This window comes from Ruminococcus albus AD2013 (assembly GCF_000526775.1).
GTDB lineage: Bacteria > Bacillota > Clostridia > Oscillospirales > Ruminococcaceae > Hominimerdicola > Hominimerdicola alba_A.
On sequence record NZ_JAGS01000001.1, the window covers coordinates 2,431,460 to 2,451,185 of the forward strand.

A 19,726-nucleotide genomic window follows, 5' to 3' on the forward strand; every position below is an offset into this window, starting at 1 on the left:
TGCACGGAAAAATATGTCAGTAATATACAATTACTTAAGATTAATATTACGATATATTGTTGTTAACTTACAAACAAGTATAGCACAGACTTTAAATTATGTCAATAAAAATAAAAGTTTTTCAAACTCGCGGGAGAAATTTTTGTATGATTAACCATATTCGGGGATGATATTTGTTTACTATTTACACATAAGTCATACTTCATTAATTTATTAAAAGTTTTACAGTCATTCATATACTCGGTTTTTACAAGCATCATCTGTAAACCATTGAAATATATGCATTTCAGTAAAATTTATAACAAAGTCGGTCGTCGTCGAGATTCTTTGTTTTATTCATATTTCGTGCAATTTCCCACTTAAACAAACACATTTGCATCTTCACGGTTTGCCGCATCTGTTACAGATAGTTCTTATGGCAAGAAAAAAGACAGCCATTCAGCGAATGACTGTCTTAATGTTATCGATTTTTTACTGCATATCAGTGTTTCTGTTTTTCAGAAGCTTCTGTCTCTTGCGCTCGTGCATATCCATGTATACCTTCTCGGCAAAGTCAACTATCTTCTTCATTATCGGTCTGAATGTGTAGAAGTATTCACCCGCGTAGGTGACAACTTCACCGTTGAATCCCTTCTTGAACTTGTACACACCGTAGTTGGGGTTGGTTTCGTCCTTGTAGAAAGGTATGCCCATGAAGTCGTAGATATCGCAGTTGCCCTCAAGCGCCCAGTTTATCATAGTCCACTGCATCAGATAGTTGGGGTACAGATTTCTGTGATGGTTTGCGGATGCGCCGTACACATAACAGGTCTTGCCCGCATACTGTGTTGTAACTGCGCCTGAAAGGGGTATCTTCTTGCCGTCTTCGTCTACATAGCACATAAACAGATGGCAGTGCTCCTTGCCAAGGCCTTCAATGAACTTGACAAAATAATCCTTGCCTCTTATTGAGAAGCCGTCACGGATACCCGTAGCTTCCATCATAGGGTAGAAATCGTCCAGAGCCTCAGTTCCGCATATCTCGCAGTAAACGCCCTTTTTAGGACCTTTGCGTATACGGTTTCTCCAGTCGGGTTTGAATGACTGCATTACCTCATCGGCTGTTTTGCCCTTTATATCACGTAGCATATAGTTGTTTCTAGCCTGTATGGTAGTCAGCTCGGGTGCATCGTCGATATGAGAGAATCCCATATCGGTTATCAGCTTTGAACGATCCCTTTCCTTTTCCTCAAAGGGCGGATCCCACATGAACTGATAAGCGCGGTACTTCTTCGCCAGTACCTTTATTCCCTCAAACAGGTCGGTCATAACTTCCTTATCGCTCCAGTCGCAGACAGGGCCGTGGGGCGCATACAGAAATGTTGTAGGGAATATGGGTATATTCTTGATTATTACAAGACAAGTACCCCTTATCTTGCCGTCAGCGCCGCGGGAAATAACTGCGTCCCAGCCCCAGTTTTCCTTTACTTTAGGCCATCTCAGCGACTGCATGAAGTTGCCGTACTCGCTGTTCTTCGCAAAATTTTCGTACTCTTTCAGGAGTTCTTTGTTTTTCTTATCTATAATTTCCATCTTTTACCTCTCCAAAGCAAAAAATCCTATAATGTGACATATCCTAACCTATCTATTATACAATACCGCGCCCCAAAATTCAATAGTATTTATAGACAAAACCGCCTGTAAGGTAAAGTATCATTACTATCTATTATGGGTATTTTCGCCGTTTTTATCCGCAGTATTTTACCTGAATATGCTCATATATCACCCTGAAAGCATAGACCGCACAACATATCCCGCGTATCGGCGTACTGCTGTATCTCGTCATAGATGATATCCATGTTGTCGCTGTCGTACTCCACTTCCTTTGAAAGTTCTTTCACAAGAAGTATACGCCTGTCAAGATCGGGAAGAACGCCCTTTTCCGCGTATTCCCGCAGGAACAGCCCTCTTGCCGCAAGGGTCATGTACACCGCCGTGAATAGTCTCTCCTCTGCCGCATAGTCCCTTGTGGATTTGATGAAGTATCTGTACAAAAAATACACCAGTATGTTTTCAAGCTCGTGCTGATACGGTGCGTAGTTCTCGGAAAATGTCTTTTCTTCAGAAAGCATCTTATCGCGGATATCGTCGGTCAGCGAGAACCTTTCACCAAGAGAACCCATGTATTCCATCTGCGAAAACAGCGAAAACAGCCTGTCAAGACCATCTTTGCCCATAGCCCTTACATCGCCCGAAAGTATATCTTTCTCCGCCTGTATAACTATCTCCATGCGGAATCCGTCTATCGCCAGCATACCCGATATCTTTTTCAGCTGTTCGCAGTCTTCCTCCTGCAAGGCTTCACTGATATCCTCGGCGCAATAGCACAGCAGTGCCAGTCTTTGCATTATGGTGAAACCTCTGTCCTGCGCGATATCTATAAGCTTTTCGCGGATATTCTTCACCACCGCGAATATCTCACTATCGAATTCAAGGTCGTCGGGCGCTTCATCTGTCTGCTTCTCCGTAAACAATACGGGACGTTCGTGTGTCAGCACTAATCTGCTGACTTCCTCACAGCAAAGCCCCAGCCCCGCTTCCTTGTAGTCACCGAACCACTCGTAGAACCTCGGGTGCTCACGGCATATATCAGATATGTGCTCCGCACCGAGTTCCTGCTGTACACCACAGAGCCCATCAGCAGTCAGGAAAGGACATCCGCCCTCCTGCAACATATAATGCGCTCCATCTTCTTCGTATATGTTTTCACAAAGCCGCTCACAAAGCTCTCCGCCGTGTTCACGGTAGTACGAAAGTGTATTCTCGTCTATCTCAATATCCCAGCCCATCTTGCAGCAGTTGTCCTTGCACTCGGTACAAGTACACCTGAAAGCAGAAAAATAATCAGGCTGTAAAACTGTCATATAAATCACGTCCTCTATGATGTATGTTAATAGTCCCTGCAACATTTGCGCGTCGTTTAGGGCAGTGGTCTGTCTTACGGAATGCGGGCTTTATTGAGGAAGACCCTTTTGAAAAAGGGTCTTCCTCAAACTCCTCCCCGAAAACTTTTAACTCTTTTTGGCAGGGGGCAGGCATTTTTATAAAGTTCACCTAGATCGGTTACTAACTTCACTTTATATAAATAGCTGCCCCCTGCCAAAAAGAAATGAAAGTCTTTGGAAAGGGGGCAACATCAGCAAAGCTGACGTTTAGAGGAATAACCTTTCTTCAGAAAGGTTTTCCCCAGCAGAACCCGCAGTCCGTAAGACAAATGACTATCCTAAATGACGCGCAAATGCTGCGGGGCTGTTACAGTCCGCCGTTGCAGTCGGCAAAACTGCGGAAGGCTTGTTTCATGGGTTCGTAAGTAAAGGTGAAAGAGCGCGGTGGCGAGGAGAGTTTGTTTATGTACACGCGGTCGTCCTCAAAGCACAGCTGAACCTCACCGTACTCATAAACTTCGGCATTTACTGCGGGAATAATTGGTTCTGATATCACAAGCAGGGGGCGGCATCTGGAAAGCATAGCATCAAATGCACGAACATTCCGCTCGATACCTTTTTTCTTTGTGATGTAGGAATATTCCGATCCTTCCTCCATATCTCTTACGCCGCTGCTTTGTATGCAGGCATTTTCGGGGTCTACGATGATGGAGCAGGCAAATCTTCCGCCCTGAGGGTCGGTAGAATAATAAGGCTCTATCTGCCCCAGAACATACAGCGGCAGCCAGCTGATGATAGCTTCTACCATCTCATGGACGCTTCTGTCGATGCTGTGGATTATTTTTATACGGGTGCCGCAGTTCAGGCAGACTTTCATCATGTTGACCCACAGCGTGCCGTAATCCCATGCAAGCCAGTCGATATTGAAATCGGAATACAGAAGTATCTCGCGGCTTTTGTTCTGAATAAGGTCATCAAGGAACCTTGCACAGCACTGCCGCAATCCGCTTGCACCGTAGTATTCTGACTTTATCTCATAATGCGGAACATCCGGCAGTTCATAATTTTCAGGCGAATCCTTTATATCATTCAACATCTTGATGAGCCATTTGACTGACTGCAAATTCACAGGCATCTTCCTGTTGCTGAACCAGGTGAATATCTGCTCGGATATCTCGGCTGCGCGGTCTTCGTCCTTGCTGCCAATCAGGGTATACATCTTAGCTATCTTATTGTCGCTGTCAATATGTTCAGCCAGTGCCGAGCACAGCTTCATCAGCATCGATGTGCTTCTGACAGGTACTCTCTCCCCGTTGCGCATACGGCTGATATAAGAAGCATCAACGCCTATCATTCCGCTGAGTTCCTTGTTCGTAAGTTCTGCTATATCCATGAGACTGCAAAGTTTGTCCCCGAACACGTTGTTCTCTGAACGTTCATCAGTGTCCGCAGAAGCATTATTGCCATCAAAAAGCCATACTGTCAGGGCAGAAATTATATTATCCTCACTGATATCCGCACATTTTATAATGCTACAAAGCTCACCCAGCCTGCTGTTGTCACAGCAGTAGTAGTAAATGCCCTCAACAAATTTTTTCACAGTGGTGCTTTTGCTCGTATAAGTTCTCGCGCCGCTCCTGAGTCTGCTGAAATTTGCGGGACTGCACCCCGAATATCCAGCGATAACACTGTTTTCGACATCCAGTTTTTTCAGCAGAAAAGCGACTTTCTTACTCAACATCTGCCGTATTCCTTTCTTGCAGAAAATTACATAAATACAAAATTATTATATCATATTTACCTGAGGATTACAAGTGCTTACGGGATCATTCCACCGTATACGAGATCATACGACTTCATACGAAGGCATACCTGATGATACAAAAAGCACTTCTGCCATACAATGACAAAAGTGCTGAATATGCATATATCTCTTCGTCTGCGTATCAGTCTATCTCGACCATGATCTTCTGACCTGAACGAGAAGCAGCAGCTCTCATAACAACGCGGATAGCCTTGGCGATCCTGCCCTGCTTGCCTATAACTCTGCCCATATCATCAGCCGCAACGTGCAGATGATATACGATAACGCCCTCATCGTTGGGTTCATCAGCAGATACTTCAACAGCTGTCTTGTCTTCGACCAGATCGCTGACGATCGTTTTCAGTAATTCTTCCATAGTAAAGCTCCTTACCTCCCGCAAAAGTTATCGGTAAGGCAGATGCGGGATACGTTTACCTTACCGATCGGATCTTTATACAAAGCTTTCGGCTCGTATATTACAGTGTGCCGTTCTTCTTCAGAATTGCCTTTACTGTATCGGTAGGCTGTGCGCCCTTAGCGATCCAGCTCTTTACCTTCTCGTCATCAACCTTTACCAGGGAAGGCTCCTTGGTAGGATCATAGTAGCCCAGCTCCTCGATAAATCTGCCATCTCTGGGATATCTGGAGTCAGCAACAACAAGTCTGTAGAAAGGTGCCTTCTTAGCGCCCATTCTTCTCAGTCTGATCTTAACTGCCATTTGTATTCACCTCCATAAACTTTCCTTAATATATCAAAGCGGGGAACTCCGCATTGAAAACTTTATAACTTGACAAGCAACACGATACCGCCGATCGTCCAGACTATGCCCGAAACGATGTACACTATCCGCGCCATCTTCTTGCCCTGCTGTTTTAAAGCACGCCGCATCTTGTAGCCTTTCCAGAACCATTTGCTGTCCGTCAGCACGCCTATCAGCTGATACAGACCCACAAGTATCATCACAATAGCTGTCAGTTTAACACCCATTGAAATTCTCCCTCTGTCAGGCTGTGACTAGAATCCTGTAAAACACAATACAACACCCACAGCGATTAAGAACGCGCCAAGTCCCATATAGAACTTTCTTGCGCCGTCACGACCGAGTACTTTTACCCAGAAACGCGCCTTGCTGTTGTTCATGAACCAGTCATAGTCCTTGTAAGCACAGAATATCGAAAATCCGCCTATCAATATGACTATCAAAGTCATAAGAGGATTACTCATGTACTCGCCTCGCATTATTTATAGCTAATCAGCATCCACAACTCCAAATATTCTGGCATAGTAAAAAAACATAGCCAACAGGATAATTACCACACCAAATATGATATAAATCACTCTTGCGCCATTCCTGCCGATCAGTCTTACCCAACCCCGAACTGATTCACGGTTCATGAACCAGTCATAGTCCTTGCAAGCACAAAATATGTTAAACACGCCGACAGCTAATATCAAAGTTGGCAAAATAAATTTGCTCATATCCAAACCTCACAAACAGACAGCAACTTCCGTAAGCAACAAGGTATAAATTCTGCTATATCTTATGTTCTAGGTGTATTGTTTTTGCCTGCTCCCAGACCTTTCAGCAGTGCCGCTCTCTTGCGTCTTGCGCTCTTGCCGTGCAGCATACCGCCGCCGATACCGAACTGCTTCATCATCTTCTTCATATCATCATACTGTTTCAGAAGCTGATTTACATCGGATACCTGTGTGCCGCTGCCCGCCGCGATACGTCTTTTGCGCTTGGGGTCGATTATTGCGGGCTTCTTGCGCTCTGCCTTGGTCATCGAATGTATGATAGCCTCGGTCTTTTTCAGCGCAGCTTCACCCATTTCAAGGTCCTCATCGGATACTTTATTTGCACCGGGCAGCATGGAGATAATGTTCTTAATACTGCCCATTTTGTGTATCTGCTTCATCTGTTCCAGCAGGTCGTCAAGGTCAAAACCTTCCTCCTGCATCTTCTTTGCAAGCTTCTCGGCTTCCTCTTCGTCGACCGTCTGGCTTGCCTTTTCGATAAGGGTGAGCATATCGCCCATACCCAATATTCTCGAAGCCATTCTTTCTGGGTGGAACGGCTCGAACTCGTCAAGCTTTTCGCCCATACCCACGAACTTGATAGGCTTACCTGTAACAGCAAGCACGGAAAGCGCCGCACCGCCACGTGTATCGGAATCGAGCTTTGTCAGTATAACGGAATCTATGCCCAGTGCTTCATCAAAGCTTGAAGCTACCTTGACAGCGTCCTGACCGATCATCGCATCGACTACCAGCATTATCTCGTTAGGCTCAGCTATCTTCTTGATATCCTTCAGCTCGTCCATCAGCTCTTCATCGATGTGCAGACGACCCGCTGTATCGATGATGACCAGATCATAGCCGTAGTCCTTAGCCTCTTTAAGACCTGCCTTGACTATCTTGCGGGGGTCGATCTGACCCATCTCGAATACAGGCACCTCAGCCTTTTCTGCAACTATTTTCAGCTGATCGATAGCCGCAGGTCTGTAAACGTCCGCTGCTATCAGCAGAGGTCTGCTTCCCTGACGCTTGAACATCTTAGCCAGCTTAGCCGCATGGGTAGTTTTACCCGAACCCTGCAAGCCGCACATCATGATAACGCAAGGCGGTTTGCTGGGGAAATTTATCTTTGAGTTTGCCTCGCCCATCAGCTTGACAAGCTCCTCATTAACTATCTTTATTACCTGCTGTGCGGGAGTAAGGCTCTTCAGCACGTCCTCACCGACACTTCTCTCGGTAACGTTAGCCACGAAATCCTTGACTACCTTATAGCTTACGTCCGCCTCCAGCAGAGCCATCTTGACCTCTTTCATAGCCTCCTTTACGTCGGCTTCGGTCAGTTTTCCTCTGCCTTTCAGCTTTTTGAAAACTCCGCCGAGCTTTTCGCTCAATCCTTCAAATGCCATAAGTCTGCCTCCCCATCCGTGGTATCTATAAGTACAAAGCCGTTATTCAGCGGCTTCTTCGCTGATCTCATCAGTTTCGTATTCAGCCAGCTTGCTGTCAAGATTTTCAAGCAGCACCACAGTCTTTTCGGCTATGGGTCTTGACATACTTATACGCTTGCACTCGTTGAATACGTCCAGCGCCTGTGCTTTAAGCTCTTTGAGCTCTTCCACATACGCCCTCTGCGCTTTCAGCAGACCGAGCTTTTCCTCATAATCCGCCAGCGCTTTTTCGCAGTGTTTTACCGCATCATGAACGCCCTGTCTCGATATGCCGCATTCAGCTGCGATCTCACCAAGACTGAGGTCATCATTATAATACAGATCCATGATGTTGTACTGCTTTTCCGTCAGCAGTCTGCCATACAGATCGAGCAGGATATACATTTCAAAACTTTTTGCCACGTTTATCCGCCCCTTTCTGACTTACTGCGAACTTTTTCGGATAGCTGTAAAGCATCACAGCTTTACAACGTTTCTTATTATATACCACTTTTCTGCTTTTGTCAAGAGGGTCAGAGCAAAAACATAAAATTTTACAATTTGTTATATAAATACAGTTATTTATATGTTATAATATTTAGATACTAAATAATAGGATGATATGAAGATAAGAAAGAGGAGGGCTTTAGAAATGATTACCTGTACACTGAAAAACGACAAATACGAGATAAAGATACCCAGCCTTACCTACGGTACAGCGAATTTTGAGAGAAAGGACAATGACGAGACATATTTTTCCTTTATGGATAAATATATCGAGCTCGGCGGATGGTGCATAGATACAGCCCGCGTTTACTGCGACTGGGTCGAGGACGGCGCTGATGTGAGCGAGACGGTAATCGGCAGATGGCTTGAGGCCAGAAAGTGCCGCGACAAAGTGCTGATCTCCACCAAGGGCGGACACTACGATCTTGAGACACGCGAATCCCGCCTTGACAGAGCGAGCCTTGAAGCCGATCTTGCAAAGAGTCTTGAATGTCTGAAAACAGACTATGTTGATATATATTTTCTCCACCGTGATGATCCGCATATCCCTGTGGAGGAGATAATGCCGATACTGAACGATATGTATCAGTCGGGAAAGATACATTTCATCGGTGTATCGAACTGGACTACCAAACGTATTGCTGAAGCTAACCGCTTTGCCCGCAAAAACGGCATGGAGCCTATACGCATCAGTCAGATAAATTATTCACTTGCACACGCCAGCACTGATATACTGGGCGACAATACCCTTGTATGCATGGATACTCAGGAATTCGGCTGGTACAGGCGCAACAATTTCCCTGTGATGGCATTTTCGCCACAGGCAAAAGGCTTTTTCGCTAAGCTTGCAAGGGGTGATGCTGCCACAAATCTTCCCGAGAGCCAGTTCGCTTCCACTGCGAACCTTGCGCGTCTTGCGAGGGTAAAGCAGCTTTGCGACAAGACAGGTACTCCCCCTGCAGTGGTACCTCTGGGCTATCTGAATAGTCAGCCTTTCTTTGTATCCTCGGTATTCGCGGTAACAAAGCTCTGGCAGATGGAAGAAAATATGGGAGCTCAGGACTTGGTATACGACGAAAAGACCCTTGCATTCCTTGATAACAGGATATGATATTACAGACCGCTGATTTTCGGCGGTCTTTTTGTTTATACGCAAGTGCTGCGATGGTATACCATTTTATACGGTCGTATGCTGTCGTATATTTTCGTATATGGTTATCTTGTTTCGTATCTTCACGTGGGACATTCGATTTTGTTTATGAATGGACTGCGGTATCGGGTCGCCCCTTGCGGGTCGAGTCATCGGATTCGCTTCGCTGTCCGATGACTGGCGCGGCAATAATTTTACGCGGATAGTTTTGAGCGTAGACGTTTGTTTGTCCACGCTCTGTATGCCTATATTGCCGCGCCTTTTTTGTGGTCGGTTAGTTTGCTGTGCTATTTAAAGCTTTGTTGTCGCGTCGCTTTTGTGCCTTGAATTGAGGGCTCTGCCCTCAAACTCCCGCAAGCCTGCTAGCGCGAGGCTTGACCGCGCGCTTTGATTCGCGGCTTAGTTTGTTTGGGACGCAGGTTTGCTGCCGCGAAATTCGCTTGTCCCGCCGGTAATTATGAATTATGAATTTCATGATGGCAGACTTTGTGAATTTATTTTTCGGTGCTTTACTTTTATGGTGATATGTGCTATAATAAAAAATGAGAAATTGTATCATCTCATAATTATCAGATAGTTATTAGAAAGAAGTGTTTTTATGACTAAGATCACCATATTCAGCGGATTCCTCGGCGCAGGTAAGACCACGCTGATAAAAAAACTCATCGCTGAAGGCTATAACGGCGAAAAACTCGTGCTTATCGAGAACGAGTTCGGTCAGATAGGCATCGACGGCGGATTTTTGCAGGACGCAGGCGTTGAGATAACCGAGATGAATTCGGGCTGTATATGCTGTTCACTGGTGGGCGATTTCGGCAAGGCACTGGTTCAGGTGCTGGAGACTTACAAGCCCGACCGTATCCTTATCGAGCCTTCGGGTGTCGGCAAGCTCAGCGACGTTATCAAGGCGGTGCAGGATATCCACGCACACGATGTTGTACTTGACGGCTTCACCACTGTTGTTGACGCCGCAAAGTGCAAGATGTACCAGAAGAATTTCGGTGAGTTCTTCAACAACCAGATAACTTACGCAAGCTGTCTGATACTCAGCCATACCAAAGGCGTTCCTCAGGACAAGCTTGATGATGTTGTTGCAAGGCTCCGCGCGCTGAATGACAAGGCTCCCATCGTTACTACCGACTGGGATCTGCTGACAGGCAAGCAGCTCACTGATGCCATGACACAGAAGAACACTCTCGATGATGAACTGAAAGCTCTGCTTGAAGAGGAACATGAGCATCACCATCACCACCACGATGAGGACGAACACGAACATCATCACCATCATCATGATGAGGAGGAGCATGAGCACCACCATCACGAGCATGGCGAGGACTGCACCTGCGGTTGTCACGACCACGATCATGATCACGAGCATCACCACCATGACCACGATGAGCATGAACATCATCATGATCACGATCACGAACATGAACACGATCATGACCATGAGCATCATCACCACGAGCACGGCGAGGACTGCACCTGCGGCTGTCACGACCACGATCATCATCACCACCACGCTGATGAAGTATTCACCAGCTGGGGCAGAGAGACTGCAAAGAAGTTTACAGCCGATGAGATACGCGCCGCTCTTGAAGCTCTGGAAGACGAAAAGAAGTACGGCTATGTACTGCGTGCAAAAGGCATTGTTGAAGGCACTGACGGCACATGGATACACTACGACTATGTTCCCGGCGTGCCCGATGTAAGAACAGGTTCTGCAAGCACTATCGGCAGACTGTGCGTTATCGGCTCACAGCTTAACGAAGAAGCTGTGTCGGAGCTTTTCGGGGTACAGTGAATCCCCGTGCGCTCCCCTTTATTATAATAGTATATGGCTGTCCTTTCATAGCAACGGTGGGATAGCCATAACAATATAATTATTAAATGTATACCAAAAAGGAGGTACAGCATGGATAAGTCAAATTACGAGATAAAGAGAGATCTTTTCTACCCGGGAAGCTTTCAGGGTGAGGACGGCAGCACTCAGTATGTTCCCTTTGAGAACGCAGGCGAACGATACGAGTACAGCAGTGAACTCAGCGGCAAGGTCTACGAGAGAGTCAGTGTAAAGTTCAAAAAAGACGGCGAGGACGCGCAGTTCTGCGGAGTATGGCATGGTCATGTCTTCACTGAAGACGAGATATCCGTGCTGTGCGACGGCGGGAGCATCACCTTTGATTCCGTCGAGGGCAATATGGTATACACCGTTACGGGCAGCCTGAAAGAGGTGCAGAAGGACATCGACCCATTCAACGTGTCCTTCAATTCAAGCTACAAGCTTTTCAATGCGGCTGAGTATGAATTCGTACCCGAGGTATTCCCGAAGAAGTATGTGCCCAAGATAACAGAATTCGACAAAAAGACCCTCTACATCTACAACGAGGGCGAGCTTGTTGAGATGGAGTTCCTTTGCAGGGAACTTCCCGATGCGGCACAGCTGAACCGTCTGCTTGGCGGAGGCATAATCGAAGTAGTGGGCAAGGAGTTCACCGAAAGCGGACAGCCCGCGGCATACTACGGATATGAACTGAAAAAGGCTTCGGCTAAGTATGGCGGCTGTGTAATACACTACAACGACGGCAGTTTCATTCCGCTTAAGAACAGTCTGGGCGAATACAGATTTTTGTATGAGAGAAGTCTGGGAACAGGCGACCTTACCGTAACACTCAGCAGTTTCCTTATGCCGAAGGAAATGGATATGAGGAAAGTTGCGGAGCAGCTTTTCCAGATGGAATTTCTGTACGAGAATTACAGCAGCGAGATACTCGACCGCGACCTTGATAATTTCATGGTGCGCGCACTGAGGTATCCCGTGAAGTTCTCGGGGGTATGGGGCGGACACATCTTCACTCCCGAGGAGATAGGCAAACTCAGCAGGGGCGAATCGGTAGAATTTGACTACTTTGATGCGAGCGGTGCCCTTTGCAGGGTTAAGGGCGGACTGGAAATAAACAGCTTGCAGTGCATTCTCCACAAGGAGGGCAGTTCAGTGCTGCTTGACCAGTACGACATAGTACGCAGTTCACAGGATAAGATAACTATCCCCGATTTTGAATGCGAGCATGAGTACTTCTGCTGCATGAACTTTGTGCCCGAGGGCGGTATGAGAAAGTTTATACCCGTCAAGGAGGAAGAGAAGTTTGAATCTTACGACCCTGACGGCATGGTGCCGTTCTGACAGCAATGATAATAATGGAAAGGTCAGGAGAGTAATCTGAAATGAATGAAGATAATTTTGTACCCGTGTACCTGTTCACGGGATTTCTGGAGGGCGGCAAGACCACCTTTATACAGAAGACGCTGGAGGACAAGCGTTTCAACAACGGCGACAGGACACTTCTGCTGATATGCGAGGAGGGCATGGAGGAGTACGATACCAAGGACTTCGAGAAAAGCCATATATATCCCCGTGTGATAGAGGACAAGGACGAGCTTAATCCGATAAACCTGCAAAAGCTGTATACCGAGGTACACGGTCAGCGAGTTATGATAGAGTACAACGGTATGTGGACGATGAACGATCTGCTGAACGCACTGCCTGACAGCTGGGCGATCTACCAGATAATGAATTTCACCGATGCTAATACGTTCCTCAACTACAATCAGAACATGAGGTCACTGGTAGTGGACAAGCTCTCAAACTGTGAGCTGACAGTGTTCAACCGTTTTGACAAGGCTACTATGGACAAGATGGAGTTCCACAAGATAGTAAGAGGTGTAAGCAGACGCTGCGACATCGCTTATGAGTATACTGACGGAACTTCCGAGTACGATGATATCGAAGACCCTCTGCCTTTTGATATCAACGCTGATACGATAGAAGTCGAGGAAAGGGACTATGCGCTGTGGTACAGGGACATCAACGAAGAGCCCGAAAAGTACGATGGCAAGCGGGTGCATCTCAAAGCTATGGCAGCTATGAACCCGAAGTTCCCCAAGGGTACTATCGCACTGGGCAGAAAAATAATGACCTGCTGTGTGGAGGATATAACTTTCTGCTGGCTGGCAAGCCTTTGTGATGAACAGCTTGATCTGACAAAGCCCAAGTGGTTCGATGTGACATTTACAGTAAAGATGCAGAAGCACAAGCTGTACAAGGGCAAGGGTCCCGTGCTTGTGGTGGAGAAACTCACACCTGCCGAAGCACCTTTGCAGGAGGTCGCTACATTCTATTGATAATTAAAAAGTCTTCCGACGATATCAACGCCGTCGGAAGACTTTTTTAATTATGCAGAATAACTGACAATCCTGAAATATTCCTTGTAAAGAAACGTTAATATTTTCACAAGAAAAACATTGACTTTGTAATTCCTCGATGATATAATCATATCAGTGGGCTATAGATGATAAAGCTCATAATATAGGAGGTACACAAAATGACAAAAATCAAAAAAATTTTCTCAGGTATAACAGCTCTTACTCTTGCTCTTACCTGCGGCTGCGGACTTTCCATGTCAGCTTCTGCTGAGCTGAAAGTTGGAGATTCAAAGGCTTACAAAGGCACAGGCTACCTGGCGAAGTACGAGGTGCTTTCAATTGATAGGCAAGGCAAGACCACCGTTAAGGTAACGCTGAAAAACACCAGTAAGAAAAAGATCAACAACTGGGCAGTAGGTTTTGATGAAGATTATTGGAGAGTCGAGGACGTAAAGAACGGCAGACTGTTCAATACGGAATACTCGTATAACACCGTGATAAGGGACCGCGGCACCAATGGTTCTGTTGCACCGAATGAATGTGTTTCTTTCAGCTTAACCATGTCTGACAATTATTACGATCTTCCGGAAAGGTTAAAAGTCTACTCCGATATCAACAAATCCAATACTGTTGATGAACTTAACACCGCTGCAAGGAATTGTTATAATGTCATCGCTGAATTGCTTGCAGATGAAGAAACCCTGGGCACACCGATCGAAAAGTGCTTCGAGGACGGATTATTCGCGAATTCAAATTCAAATGGCGGCATGAAAACAGGCTTCAATTACAAATACAAAGAAACCGGCGACAATGTGATAAATGCCACAGCATCACAGTATGCCCGCGGCAATATAAGCGTATACGTGGGCAGGACTACACATGACGACGAAAAAGGTGTCTTTGTTCAGGTAAAGGATAACAAGACAGGCATGGTCGGTCAGTTCCCGCGTTCCACAAACGGCACTGCAAAGTGGGGCACATTTGACCTGAATGCGCCGGTATACGCAAAAGATTTCAATTACATCGAGCTTAACGATGCCGCTAAGGACGCATATAATACCGTTGCGGAATATATGGCTGATCTGGAAACACAGGGACTTGACTTTAAGGGGATCTTTGAAAACGGCAGTTTTCCTAACGCTCACACTAAGGATGGATTGCTGATAGACTTTACTGCATCGCTTACCGATTGTGACAAACTCATCAACGATGAACTTAAATGCTATAATAATGGCATGATCGTATATGTGGGCACGAACAGTATCGATGACTACGGTTATCCGAAATTTTTTGTTCAGGCAAAGGATCCAAAAACAGGTATGGTAGGTCAGTATCCTCATCCCACACTGGGCGAAGCAACCTGGGGCACATTCGACACAAACGCGCCTATGCCGCCTTTGAGCCAAAAATCTCTTAACGGTATTTCAAAAACTGTATTTAATATCGTGTGGGAATATTTTTCCGAGTTGGAGACCGAAGGCTATGATGTCTGGGAGTGCTACAATAACGGCTGTTTTGCAAAAGCAAGCACAACTGAAGGTTTGAAGATAAGTCAGGAAGCTGAACTTACTGATGGCGATAAGGCTATCAATGATGAGTTGAAATGTATTGGTCTTGATTATGAGGGTATGATCGTACACGTTGGCAAAACGGAGATCAAAGGCGAGGATATTTTCTATGTTGAGGTAAAGGATCCCCAAACGGGCAGGATAGGTATGTATCCCGACCCCAAAGATCTCTATGGCATTGGGCAAACCTGATCGGATACCCATAAACTTACAACTTCATACAATTTCGTGATATGATGTTATAAACAGTTGATTAGAATTTGGAGGAAACTAAAATGACAAAAATCAAAAAAATAATCTCAGGCATAACTGCACTGGCTATTACCTGCGGACTTTCTCTGCCCGCATCTGCCGTGCTGAACAAAGGTGATTCAAGAGCTTACAGAGGCACTGGATATCTTGCAAAATACGAGGTGCTTTCAGTTAAGAACGGTTATACCACTGTTCAGATCACCCTGAAGAACACAAGCAAAAAGACAATAAACAACTGGGCAGTAGGGTTTGAACACGAAGGTAGGATCCTGAGCTTAAAGAACGGCAGGATATTCGATACAAACTACTTGTATAACAGCGGTTATGCATATGGGTACAATGTGATCAGGGACAGCGGCACCAACGGCAAAGTTGCACCTAATGAATGTGTTTCGTTCAGTTTTACCATGACAGACGAGAATGGCTACAATGAACTTCCCGAAAGGCTCAAAGTATACTCGGATGTGGATAAATCAAACACAGTTGACGGTCTGAACAAAGCAGCCAGTGAATGCTACAAAGCTGTTAATGAGATCTTTTGGGCTTACGAATGTGAGGGTCTCAGTTTAGAGGATTGCTTCAAGAACGGGGAGTTTGCAAAAGCAAATTCAAAAGACGGCATGAAGACGGGCTTTAATTACAAATATACTGCTAAAGGCGACAGTGAGATCAATATAGCAGCATCGCAGTTTGCACGCGGCAATATAAGCGTATATGTAGGCAGAACAACAACTAACGGTGAAGAGCATGCTTTTGTTCAGGTAAAGGATAACAAAACCGGCAAGGTAGGTCAGTACCCCCACTACTCAGATGGTACTGTAACATGGGGCACATTTGACCCTGATTCACCTATATACACGAATTTCAGCGTAGAAGATCTTAACCGCGCAGCTAAATATGCATATGATGGAGTTACTGAATATCTTTGCGATCTGGAAGTCCAAGGACTTGACTATGAGGGCAGCTTTGAAAACGGCGGTTTCCCGAATGCGCATACTCAGGACGGATTGAAGATAGACTATAATTCATCGTTTACTGAGGGTGACGAGTTCATCAACTATGAGCTGGAATACGATTATGACGGCATGATCGTATATGTGGGCAAAACCGGTACCGACGATTACGGACATCCGGAATTTTTTGTTCAGACAAAGGACCCCAAGACAGGAAAGATAGGTCAGTATCCTCATCCCACACAGGGCGAAGCAACATGGGGTACATTCGATGAAAATACATCTGAGGCTGTGAAGACCTACACATCAAGAGAGCTTGACGGAGATGCCAAGACTGCGTATAATGCTGTAGCCGAATATATCGTAGATTATGAAACAGAACACGGTTTGAATAGTTTGCAAGAGATTTTTGACAACGGCGAATTTCCACAGGCAAACACCAAGGATGGACTGAAAATAGGTTCAAAAGAACTTACTAAAGGTGATGCCGCTGTCAACAGTGAGCTGCTCACCAATGGTCGGGGAACAAATGTCAGTGTATATGTGGGCATGGCAACTATCAACGGCGAGGAATCTTTCTTTGTTCAGACAAAGGATAACACTACCGGTAATGTAGGTCAGTATCCCACACCCAATCACAGAGATCTTGAATGGGGCACATATTCAAAAGCCGTCCCGAAAATGGTTCGCGACCAAAAGTCTCTTAATGGCGATGCTAAGACTGTATATAATGCAGTGGCAGAATATTTTGCCGATCTGGAGACCGAAGGTTATGACATAGGCGAGTGCTATAAAAACGGCTGTTTTGCAAAGGCAAGCACAATTGAAGGTCTGAAGATAGGTGAGGAATCTTCACTTACAGATGGAGATAAGGCTATCAATAATGAGATGACTTATTTCGATAATGATAATTATGGTCTCACAGTTTACGTCGGCATGGATTTAGACAGCAAAAACGAGTACGGCGATTATTCATTCTTTGTTCAGGTAAAAGATGCGACGGGCAGAGTAGGTCAGTATCCTGACCCCACAAAAGATTCAGCAACATGGGGCACCCTGCACGCCAAGGAACCTAACCAAAGCGAAAAGGTCACTGTATCTCTGTATGATCATCCCGGTTCTAATACTAAGATAAACAGTATACAGCTTGAAGCAGGCAGCTCAATTCCGGAGAGTACTATCGCTTCCTGGAACGAGCTTGGTGAATCAAAGACTACTGACTGGGCACCTTACGGAAGCGATCGCGTAATGAGAACAGTCTTCGAGTCGATCCGATCTGCTACAGGAGAAAGCATCGAAGAATACATAGATAAACCTATTCTCAAAGACCTTGATTTCTCCATTTATACAAAAGAGGAAATGGCTTGTACAGAAGAGTAAATGGCTCCTAACAAGATATTCAGCAACATGAGGCACACATCCAAATTCCTGATAACTGCACAGATACAATGTCAGCGAGTATCCTCATCCCGAGATAACACCAAGTGTTAATTAAGATAAACTGTGCGATCTGATATAGTGAAAACAAAGCAGGCAGTCGATCAATGGCTGCCTGCTGTTTTTGTGTGTTGTCTGTCAGTGCCTATCTGCTTTTTGCTTGTGCAAACTGCAAAAAGGGTCTCCGACATTTTTGTATAAAAAAAGCCCTCCAAAGACTTTACTTTTTTCGATGAATGTGGTAAAATTAACTTAATTGCTTTTGTGCTTTACAGCTTTTATACTTTCATATATCAAAGCATAAAAATCGTTCGGAAAGGATAATTTTATAATGCCAATTACAGAATTTTTGGAAAGAAACGCAGCACAGTTCCCCGATAAAACAGCCCTCGTTGAGCTCAACCCAGAGATACGCGAAAAGCGTGTAACATGGAAGGAATATGAACTCATCGAGCCTACTGCCGATGTTCCTTACAGACGCGAGATAACATGGTCGGTTTTCAACGAGAAGGCTAACCGCGTCGCTAATCTGCTCATCTCCCGCGGCGTGAAGAAAGGCGACAAAGTCGGTATACTGCTGATGAACTGCCTTGAATGGCTGCCTATATACTTCGGTGTACTGAAAACAGGTGCACTTGCTGTACCGCTGAATTTCAGATATACTGCTGATGAGATAAAGTACTGCGTTGAACTGGCTGAGGTGGATATACTCGTCTTCGGCCCCGAGTTCATCGGAAGAGTTGAGGAGATAGTTGACGATATCAGCAAGAACCGTCTGCTGTTCTACGTTGGTGAGGGATGTCCCACTTTCGCCGAGCACTATGACAGGCTCGCTGCAAACTGCTCCAGCGTATCACCCGATATAAAGCTCACAGATGATGACTATGCAGCTATATACTTCTCTTCGGGAACCACAGGCTTCCCCAAGGCTATACTTCACAAGCACATGAGCCTTGTACACTCTGCAAGAGTTGAACAGGCTCACCACGGTCAGACCGAGAACGATGTGTTCCTCTGCATACCGCCCCTTTATCATACAGGTGCTAAGATGCACTGGTTCGGCAGCCTTATCTCGGGCGGAAAAGCCGTTATACTCAAAGGCGTCAAGCCTAAGTTCGTGCTTGAAGCTGTATCCAGCGAGCTCTGCACCATCGTATGGCTTCTGGTGCCATGGGCACAGGATATCCTCGATGCAGTTGACAGAGGAGATATCGACATAAGCAAATATCAGCTCTCCCAGTGGAGACTTATGCACATAGGCGCACAGCCTGTTCCGCCCTCTCTTATCGCAAGGTGGAAAAAGCTGTTCCCGAATCATCAGTACGATACAAACTACGGACTCAGCGAAAGCATAGGCCCCGGCTGTGTACATCTTGGTGTTGAGAATATCCACAAGGTTGGCGCTATCGGCAAGGCAGGATTCGGCTGGGAAGTAAAGATAGTAGATGAGCGCGGTGAGACTGTTCCCCGCGGTGAGGTCGGCGAACTCTGCGTAAAGGGTCCCGGCGTTATGACCTGCTATTACCGCGACCCCAAGGCTACCGAGGAGACTATCAAGGACGGCTGGCTGTTCACAGGTGATATGGCACAGGAAGACGAGGACGGATTCATATTCCTCGTTGACAGAAAGAAGGACGTTATCATCAGCGGCGGTGAAAATCTCTACCCCGTACAGATAGAAGACTTCCTGCGTGCGCACCCTGCTGTCAAGGACGTTGCCGTTATCGGTCTGCCCGATAAGCGTCTTGGCGAGATAGCAGCCGCTATAATCTCCATAAAGGAAGGCATGGAATGTTCAGAGGAAGAAATAAACGACTTCTGCCACAAACTGCCCCGCTACAAGAGACCCCACAAGGTCATCTTTGCAGACGTACCCAGAAACCCCACAGGCAAGATCGAAAAGCCACTTCTCCGTAAGATATACTGCGGCGAATCAGTAGTTGCAAAACAGAACAATTCATAACAAACAACGCCGCGGAGTT

17 protein-coding genes are annotated in these 19,726 nt (G+C 45.9%); 7 read left to right on the plus strand and 10 right to left on the minus strand.

Translation table 11 applies throughout. The features are described 5' to 3' along the window. Nucleotides 1–471: 471 nt before the first annotated feature. The 10 genes from N773_RS0110765 to N773_RS0110810 all read right to left on the minus strand — a co-directional run bounded on the left by N773_RS0110765 (nt 472) and on the right by N773_RS0110810 (nt 8,097). Nucleotides 472–1,572, minus strand: coding sequence for a lipid II:glycine glycyltransferase FemX (locus N773_RS0110765; protein WP_024857797.1), 1,101 nt, complete (start codon nt 1,570–1,572; stop codon nt 472–474). Nucleotides 1,573–1,754: 182 nt separating this feature from the next. Then, the gene (fliB, locus tag N773_RS0110770; protein WP_024857798.1) at nt 1,755–2,903 is read right to left on the minus strand and encodes a flagellin lysine-N-methylase; all 1,149 of its coding nucleotides are present in this window, start codon (nt 2,901–2,903) and stop codon (nt 1,755–1,757) included. 388 nt (nt 2,904–3,291) lie between these two features. Then, nucleotides 3,292–4,665 (minus strand): helix-turn-helix domain-containing protein, encoded by a 1,374-nt coding sequence (locus N773_RS0110775; protein ID WP_024857799.1) that lies wholly within the window; start codon nt 4,663–4,665, stop codon nt 3,292–3,294. 205 nt (nt 4,666–4,870) lie between these two features. Continuing rightward, nucleotides 4,871–5,104: a KH domain-containing protein gene (locus tag N773_RS0110780; RefSeq protein ID WP_024857800.1), complete on the minus strand. Its 234-nt coding sequence runs from the start codon at nt 5,102–5,104 to the stop codon at nt 4,871–4,873. A 100-nt stretch (nt 5,105–5,204) separates the two neighbouring features. Beyond that, a complete protein-coding gene (rpsP, locus tag N773_RS0110785) occupies nt 5,205–5,447 on the minus strand; it encodes a 30S ribosomal protein S16 (RefSeq protein WP_013497166.1) in 243 nt (80 codons plus the stop codon). A gap of 62 nt (nt 5,448–5,509) precedes the next feature. Continuing rightward, nucleotides 5,510–5,716, minus strand: coding sequence for a hypothetical protein (locus N773_RS0110790; protein WP_024857801.1), 207 nt, complete (start codon nt 5,714–5,716; stop codon nt 5,510–5,512). A 27-nt stretch (nt 5,717–5,743) separates the two neighbouring features. Beyond that, a complete protein-coding gene (locus tag N773_RS0110795; protein WP_024857802.1) occupies nt 5,744–5,953 on the minus strand; it encodes an immunity 17 family protein in 210 nt (69 codons plus the stop codon). Nucleotides 5,954–5,977: 24 nt separating this feature from the next. After that, nucleotides 5,978–6,208: an Imm17 family immunity protein gene (locus tag N773_RS23290; protein WP_024857803.1), complete on the minus strand. Its 231-nt coding sequence runs from the start codon at nt 6,206–6,208 to the stop codon at nt 5,978–5,980. A gap of 62 nt (nt 6,209–6,270) precedes the next feature. Beyond that, the gene (gene ffh / locus N773_RS0110805; RefSeq protein WP_024857804.1) at nt 6,271–7,653 is read right to left on the minus strand and encodes a signal recognition particle protein; all 1,383 of its coding nucleotides are present in this window, start codon (nt 7,651–7,653) and stop codon (nt 6,271–6,273) included. Between the two features lie 42 nt (nt 7,654–7,695). After that, on the minus strand, nt 7,696–8,097 hold the full coding sequence (locus N773_RS0110810; protein ID WP_024857805.1) for a putative DNA-binding protein: 402 nt from the start codon (nt 8,095–8,097) through the stop codon (nt 7,696–7,698). Nucleotides 8,098–8,326: 229 nt separating this feature from the next. Here N773_RS0110810 and N773_RS0110815 point away from each other — a divergent pair, with 229 nt between their 5' ends. From N773_RS0110815 to N773_RS0110850, 7 genes are all read left to right on the plus strand, one after another. Beyond that, a complete protein-coding gene (locus N773_RS0110815) occupies nt 8,327–9,292 on the plus strand; it encodes an aldo/keto reductase (protein WP_024857806.1) in 966 nt (321 codons plus the stop codon). A 637-nt stretch (nt 9,293–9,929) separates the two neighbouring features. Then, nucleotides 9,930–11,135 carry a GTP-binding protein gene (locus N773_RS0110820; protein ID WP_024857807.1) on the plus strand — a complete coding sequence of 402 codons (1,206 nt, stop codon included), beginning with the start codon at nt 9,930–9,932 and terminating at the stop codon, nt 11,133–11,135. Between the two features lie 111 nt (nt 11,136–11,246). Then, nucleotides 11,247–12,515, plus strand: coding sequence for a hypothetical protein (locus N773_RS0110825; protein WP_024857808.1), 1,269 nt, complete (start codon nt 11,247–11,249; stop codon nt 12,513–12,515). A gap of 41 nt (nt 12,516–12,556) precedes the next feature. After that, complete coding sequence (locus N773_RS0110830) at nt 12,557–13,513, plus strand: TIGR03943 family putative permease subunit (protein WP_024857809.1); 957 nt, start codon at nt 12,557–12,559, stop codon at nt 13,511–13,513. A 200-nt stretch (nt 13,514–13,713) separates the two neighbouring features. After that, complete coding sequence (locus N773_RS0110835) at nt 13,714–15,294, plus strand: hypothetical protein (RefSeq protein WP_024857810.1); 1,581 nt, start codon at nt 13,714–13,716, stop codon at nt 15,292–15,294. 83 nt (nt 15,295–15,377) lie between these two features. Then, nucleotides 15,378–17,687, plus strand: coding sequence for a hypothetical protein (locus N773_RS0110840; protein WP_024857811.1), 2,310 nt, complete (start codon nt 15,378–15,380; stop codon nt 17,685–17,687). A 388-nt stretch (nt 17,688–18,075) separates the two neighbouring features. Beyond that, the gene (locus tag N773_RS0110850; protein WP_024857812.1) at nt 18,076–19,707 is read left to right on the plus strand and encodes a class I adenylate-forming enzyme family protein; all 1,632 of its coding nucleotides are present in this window, start codon (nt 18,076–18,078) and stop codon (nt 19,705–19,707) included. Nucleotides 19,708–19,726 lie beyond the last annotated feature (19 nt).

Excerpts from the sequence above, each read along its gene's own strand:
- N773_RS0110765 (WP_024857797.1), bottom strand. The coding sequence starts at position 1,572 with ATGGAAATTATAGATAAGAAAAACAAAGAACTCCTGAAAGAGTACGAA.
- fliB (WP_024857798.1), bottom strand. The coding sequence starts at position 2,903 with ATGACAGTTTTACAGCCTGATTATTTTTCTGCTTTCAGGTGTACTTGT.
- N773_RS0110775 (WP_024857799.1), bottom strand. The coding sequence starts at position 4,665 with ATGTTGAGTAAGAAAGTCGCTTTTCTGCTGAAAAAACTGGATGTCGAA.
- N773_RS0110780 (WP_024857800.1), bottom strand. The coding sequence starts at position 5,104 with ATGGAAGAATTACTGAAAACGATCGTCAGCGATCTGGTCGAAGACAAG.
- rpsP (WP_013497166.1), bottom strand. The coding sequence starts at position 5,447 with ATGGCAGTTAAGATCAGACTGAGAAGAATGGGCGCTAAGAAGGCACCT.
- N773_RS0110790 (WP_024857801.1), bottom strand. The coding sequence starts at position 5,716 with ATGGGTGTTAAACTGACAGCTATTGTGATGATACTTGTGGGTCTGTAT.
- N773_RS0110795 (WP_024857802.1), bottom strand. The coding sequence starts at position 5,953 with ATGAGTAATCCTCTTATGACTTTGATAGTCATATTGATAGGCGGATTT.
- N773_RS23290 (WP_024857803.1), bottom strand. The coding sequence starts at position 6,208 with ATGAGCAAATTTATTTTGCCAACTTTGATATTAGCTGTCGGCGTGTTT.
- ffh (WP_024857804.1), bottom strand. The coding sequence starts at position 7,653 with ATGGCATTTGAAGGATTGAGCGAAAAGCTCGGCGGAGTTTTCAAAAAG.
- N773_RS0110815 (WP_024857806.1), top strand. The coding sequence starts at position 8,327 with ATGATTACCTGTACACTGAAAAACGACAAATACGAGATAAAGATACCC.
- N773_RS0110820 (WP_024857807.1), top strand. The coding sequence starts at position 9,930 with ATGACTAAGATCACCATATTCAGCGGATTCCTCGGCGCAGGTAAGACC.
- N773_RS0110825 (WP_024857808.1), top strand. The coding sequence starts at position 11,247 with ATGGATAAGTCAAATTACGAGATAAAGAGAGATCTTTTCTACCCGGGA.
- N773_RS0110830 (WP_024857809.1), top strand. The coding sequence starts at position 12,557 with ATGAATGAAGATAATTTTGTACCCGTGTACCTGTTCACGGGATTTCTG.
- N773_RS0110835 (WP_024857810.1), top strand. The coding sequence starts at position 13,714 with ATGACAAAAATCAAAAAAATTTTCTCAGGTATAACAGCTCTTACTCTT.
- N773_RS0110840 (WP_024857811.1), top strand. The coding sequence starts at position 15,378 with ATGACAAAAATCAAAAAAATAATCTCAGGCATAACTGCACTGGCTATT.
- N773_RS0110850 (WP_024857812.1), top strand. The coding sequence starts at position 18,076 with ATGCCAATTACAGAATTTTTGGAAAGAAACGCAGCACAGTTCCCCGAT.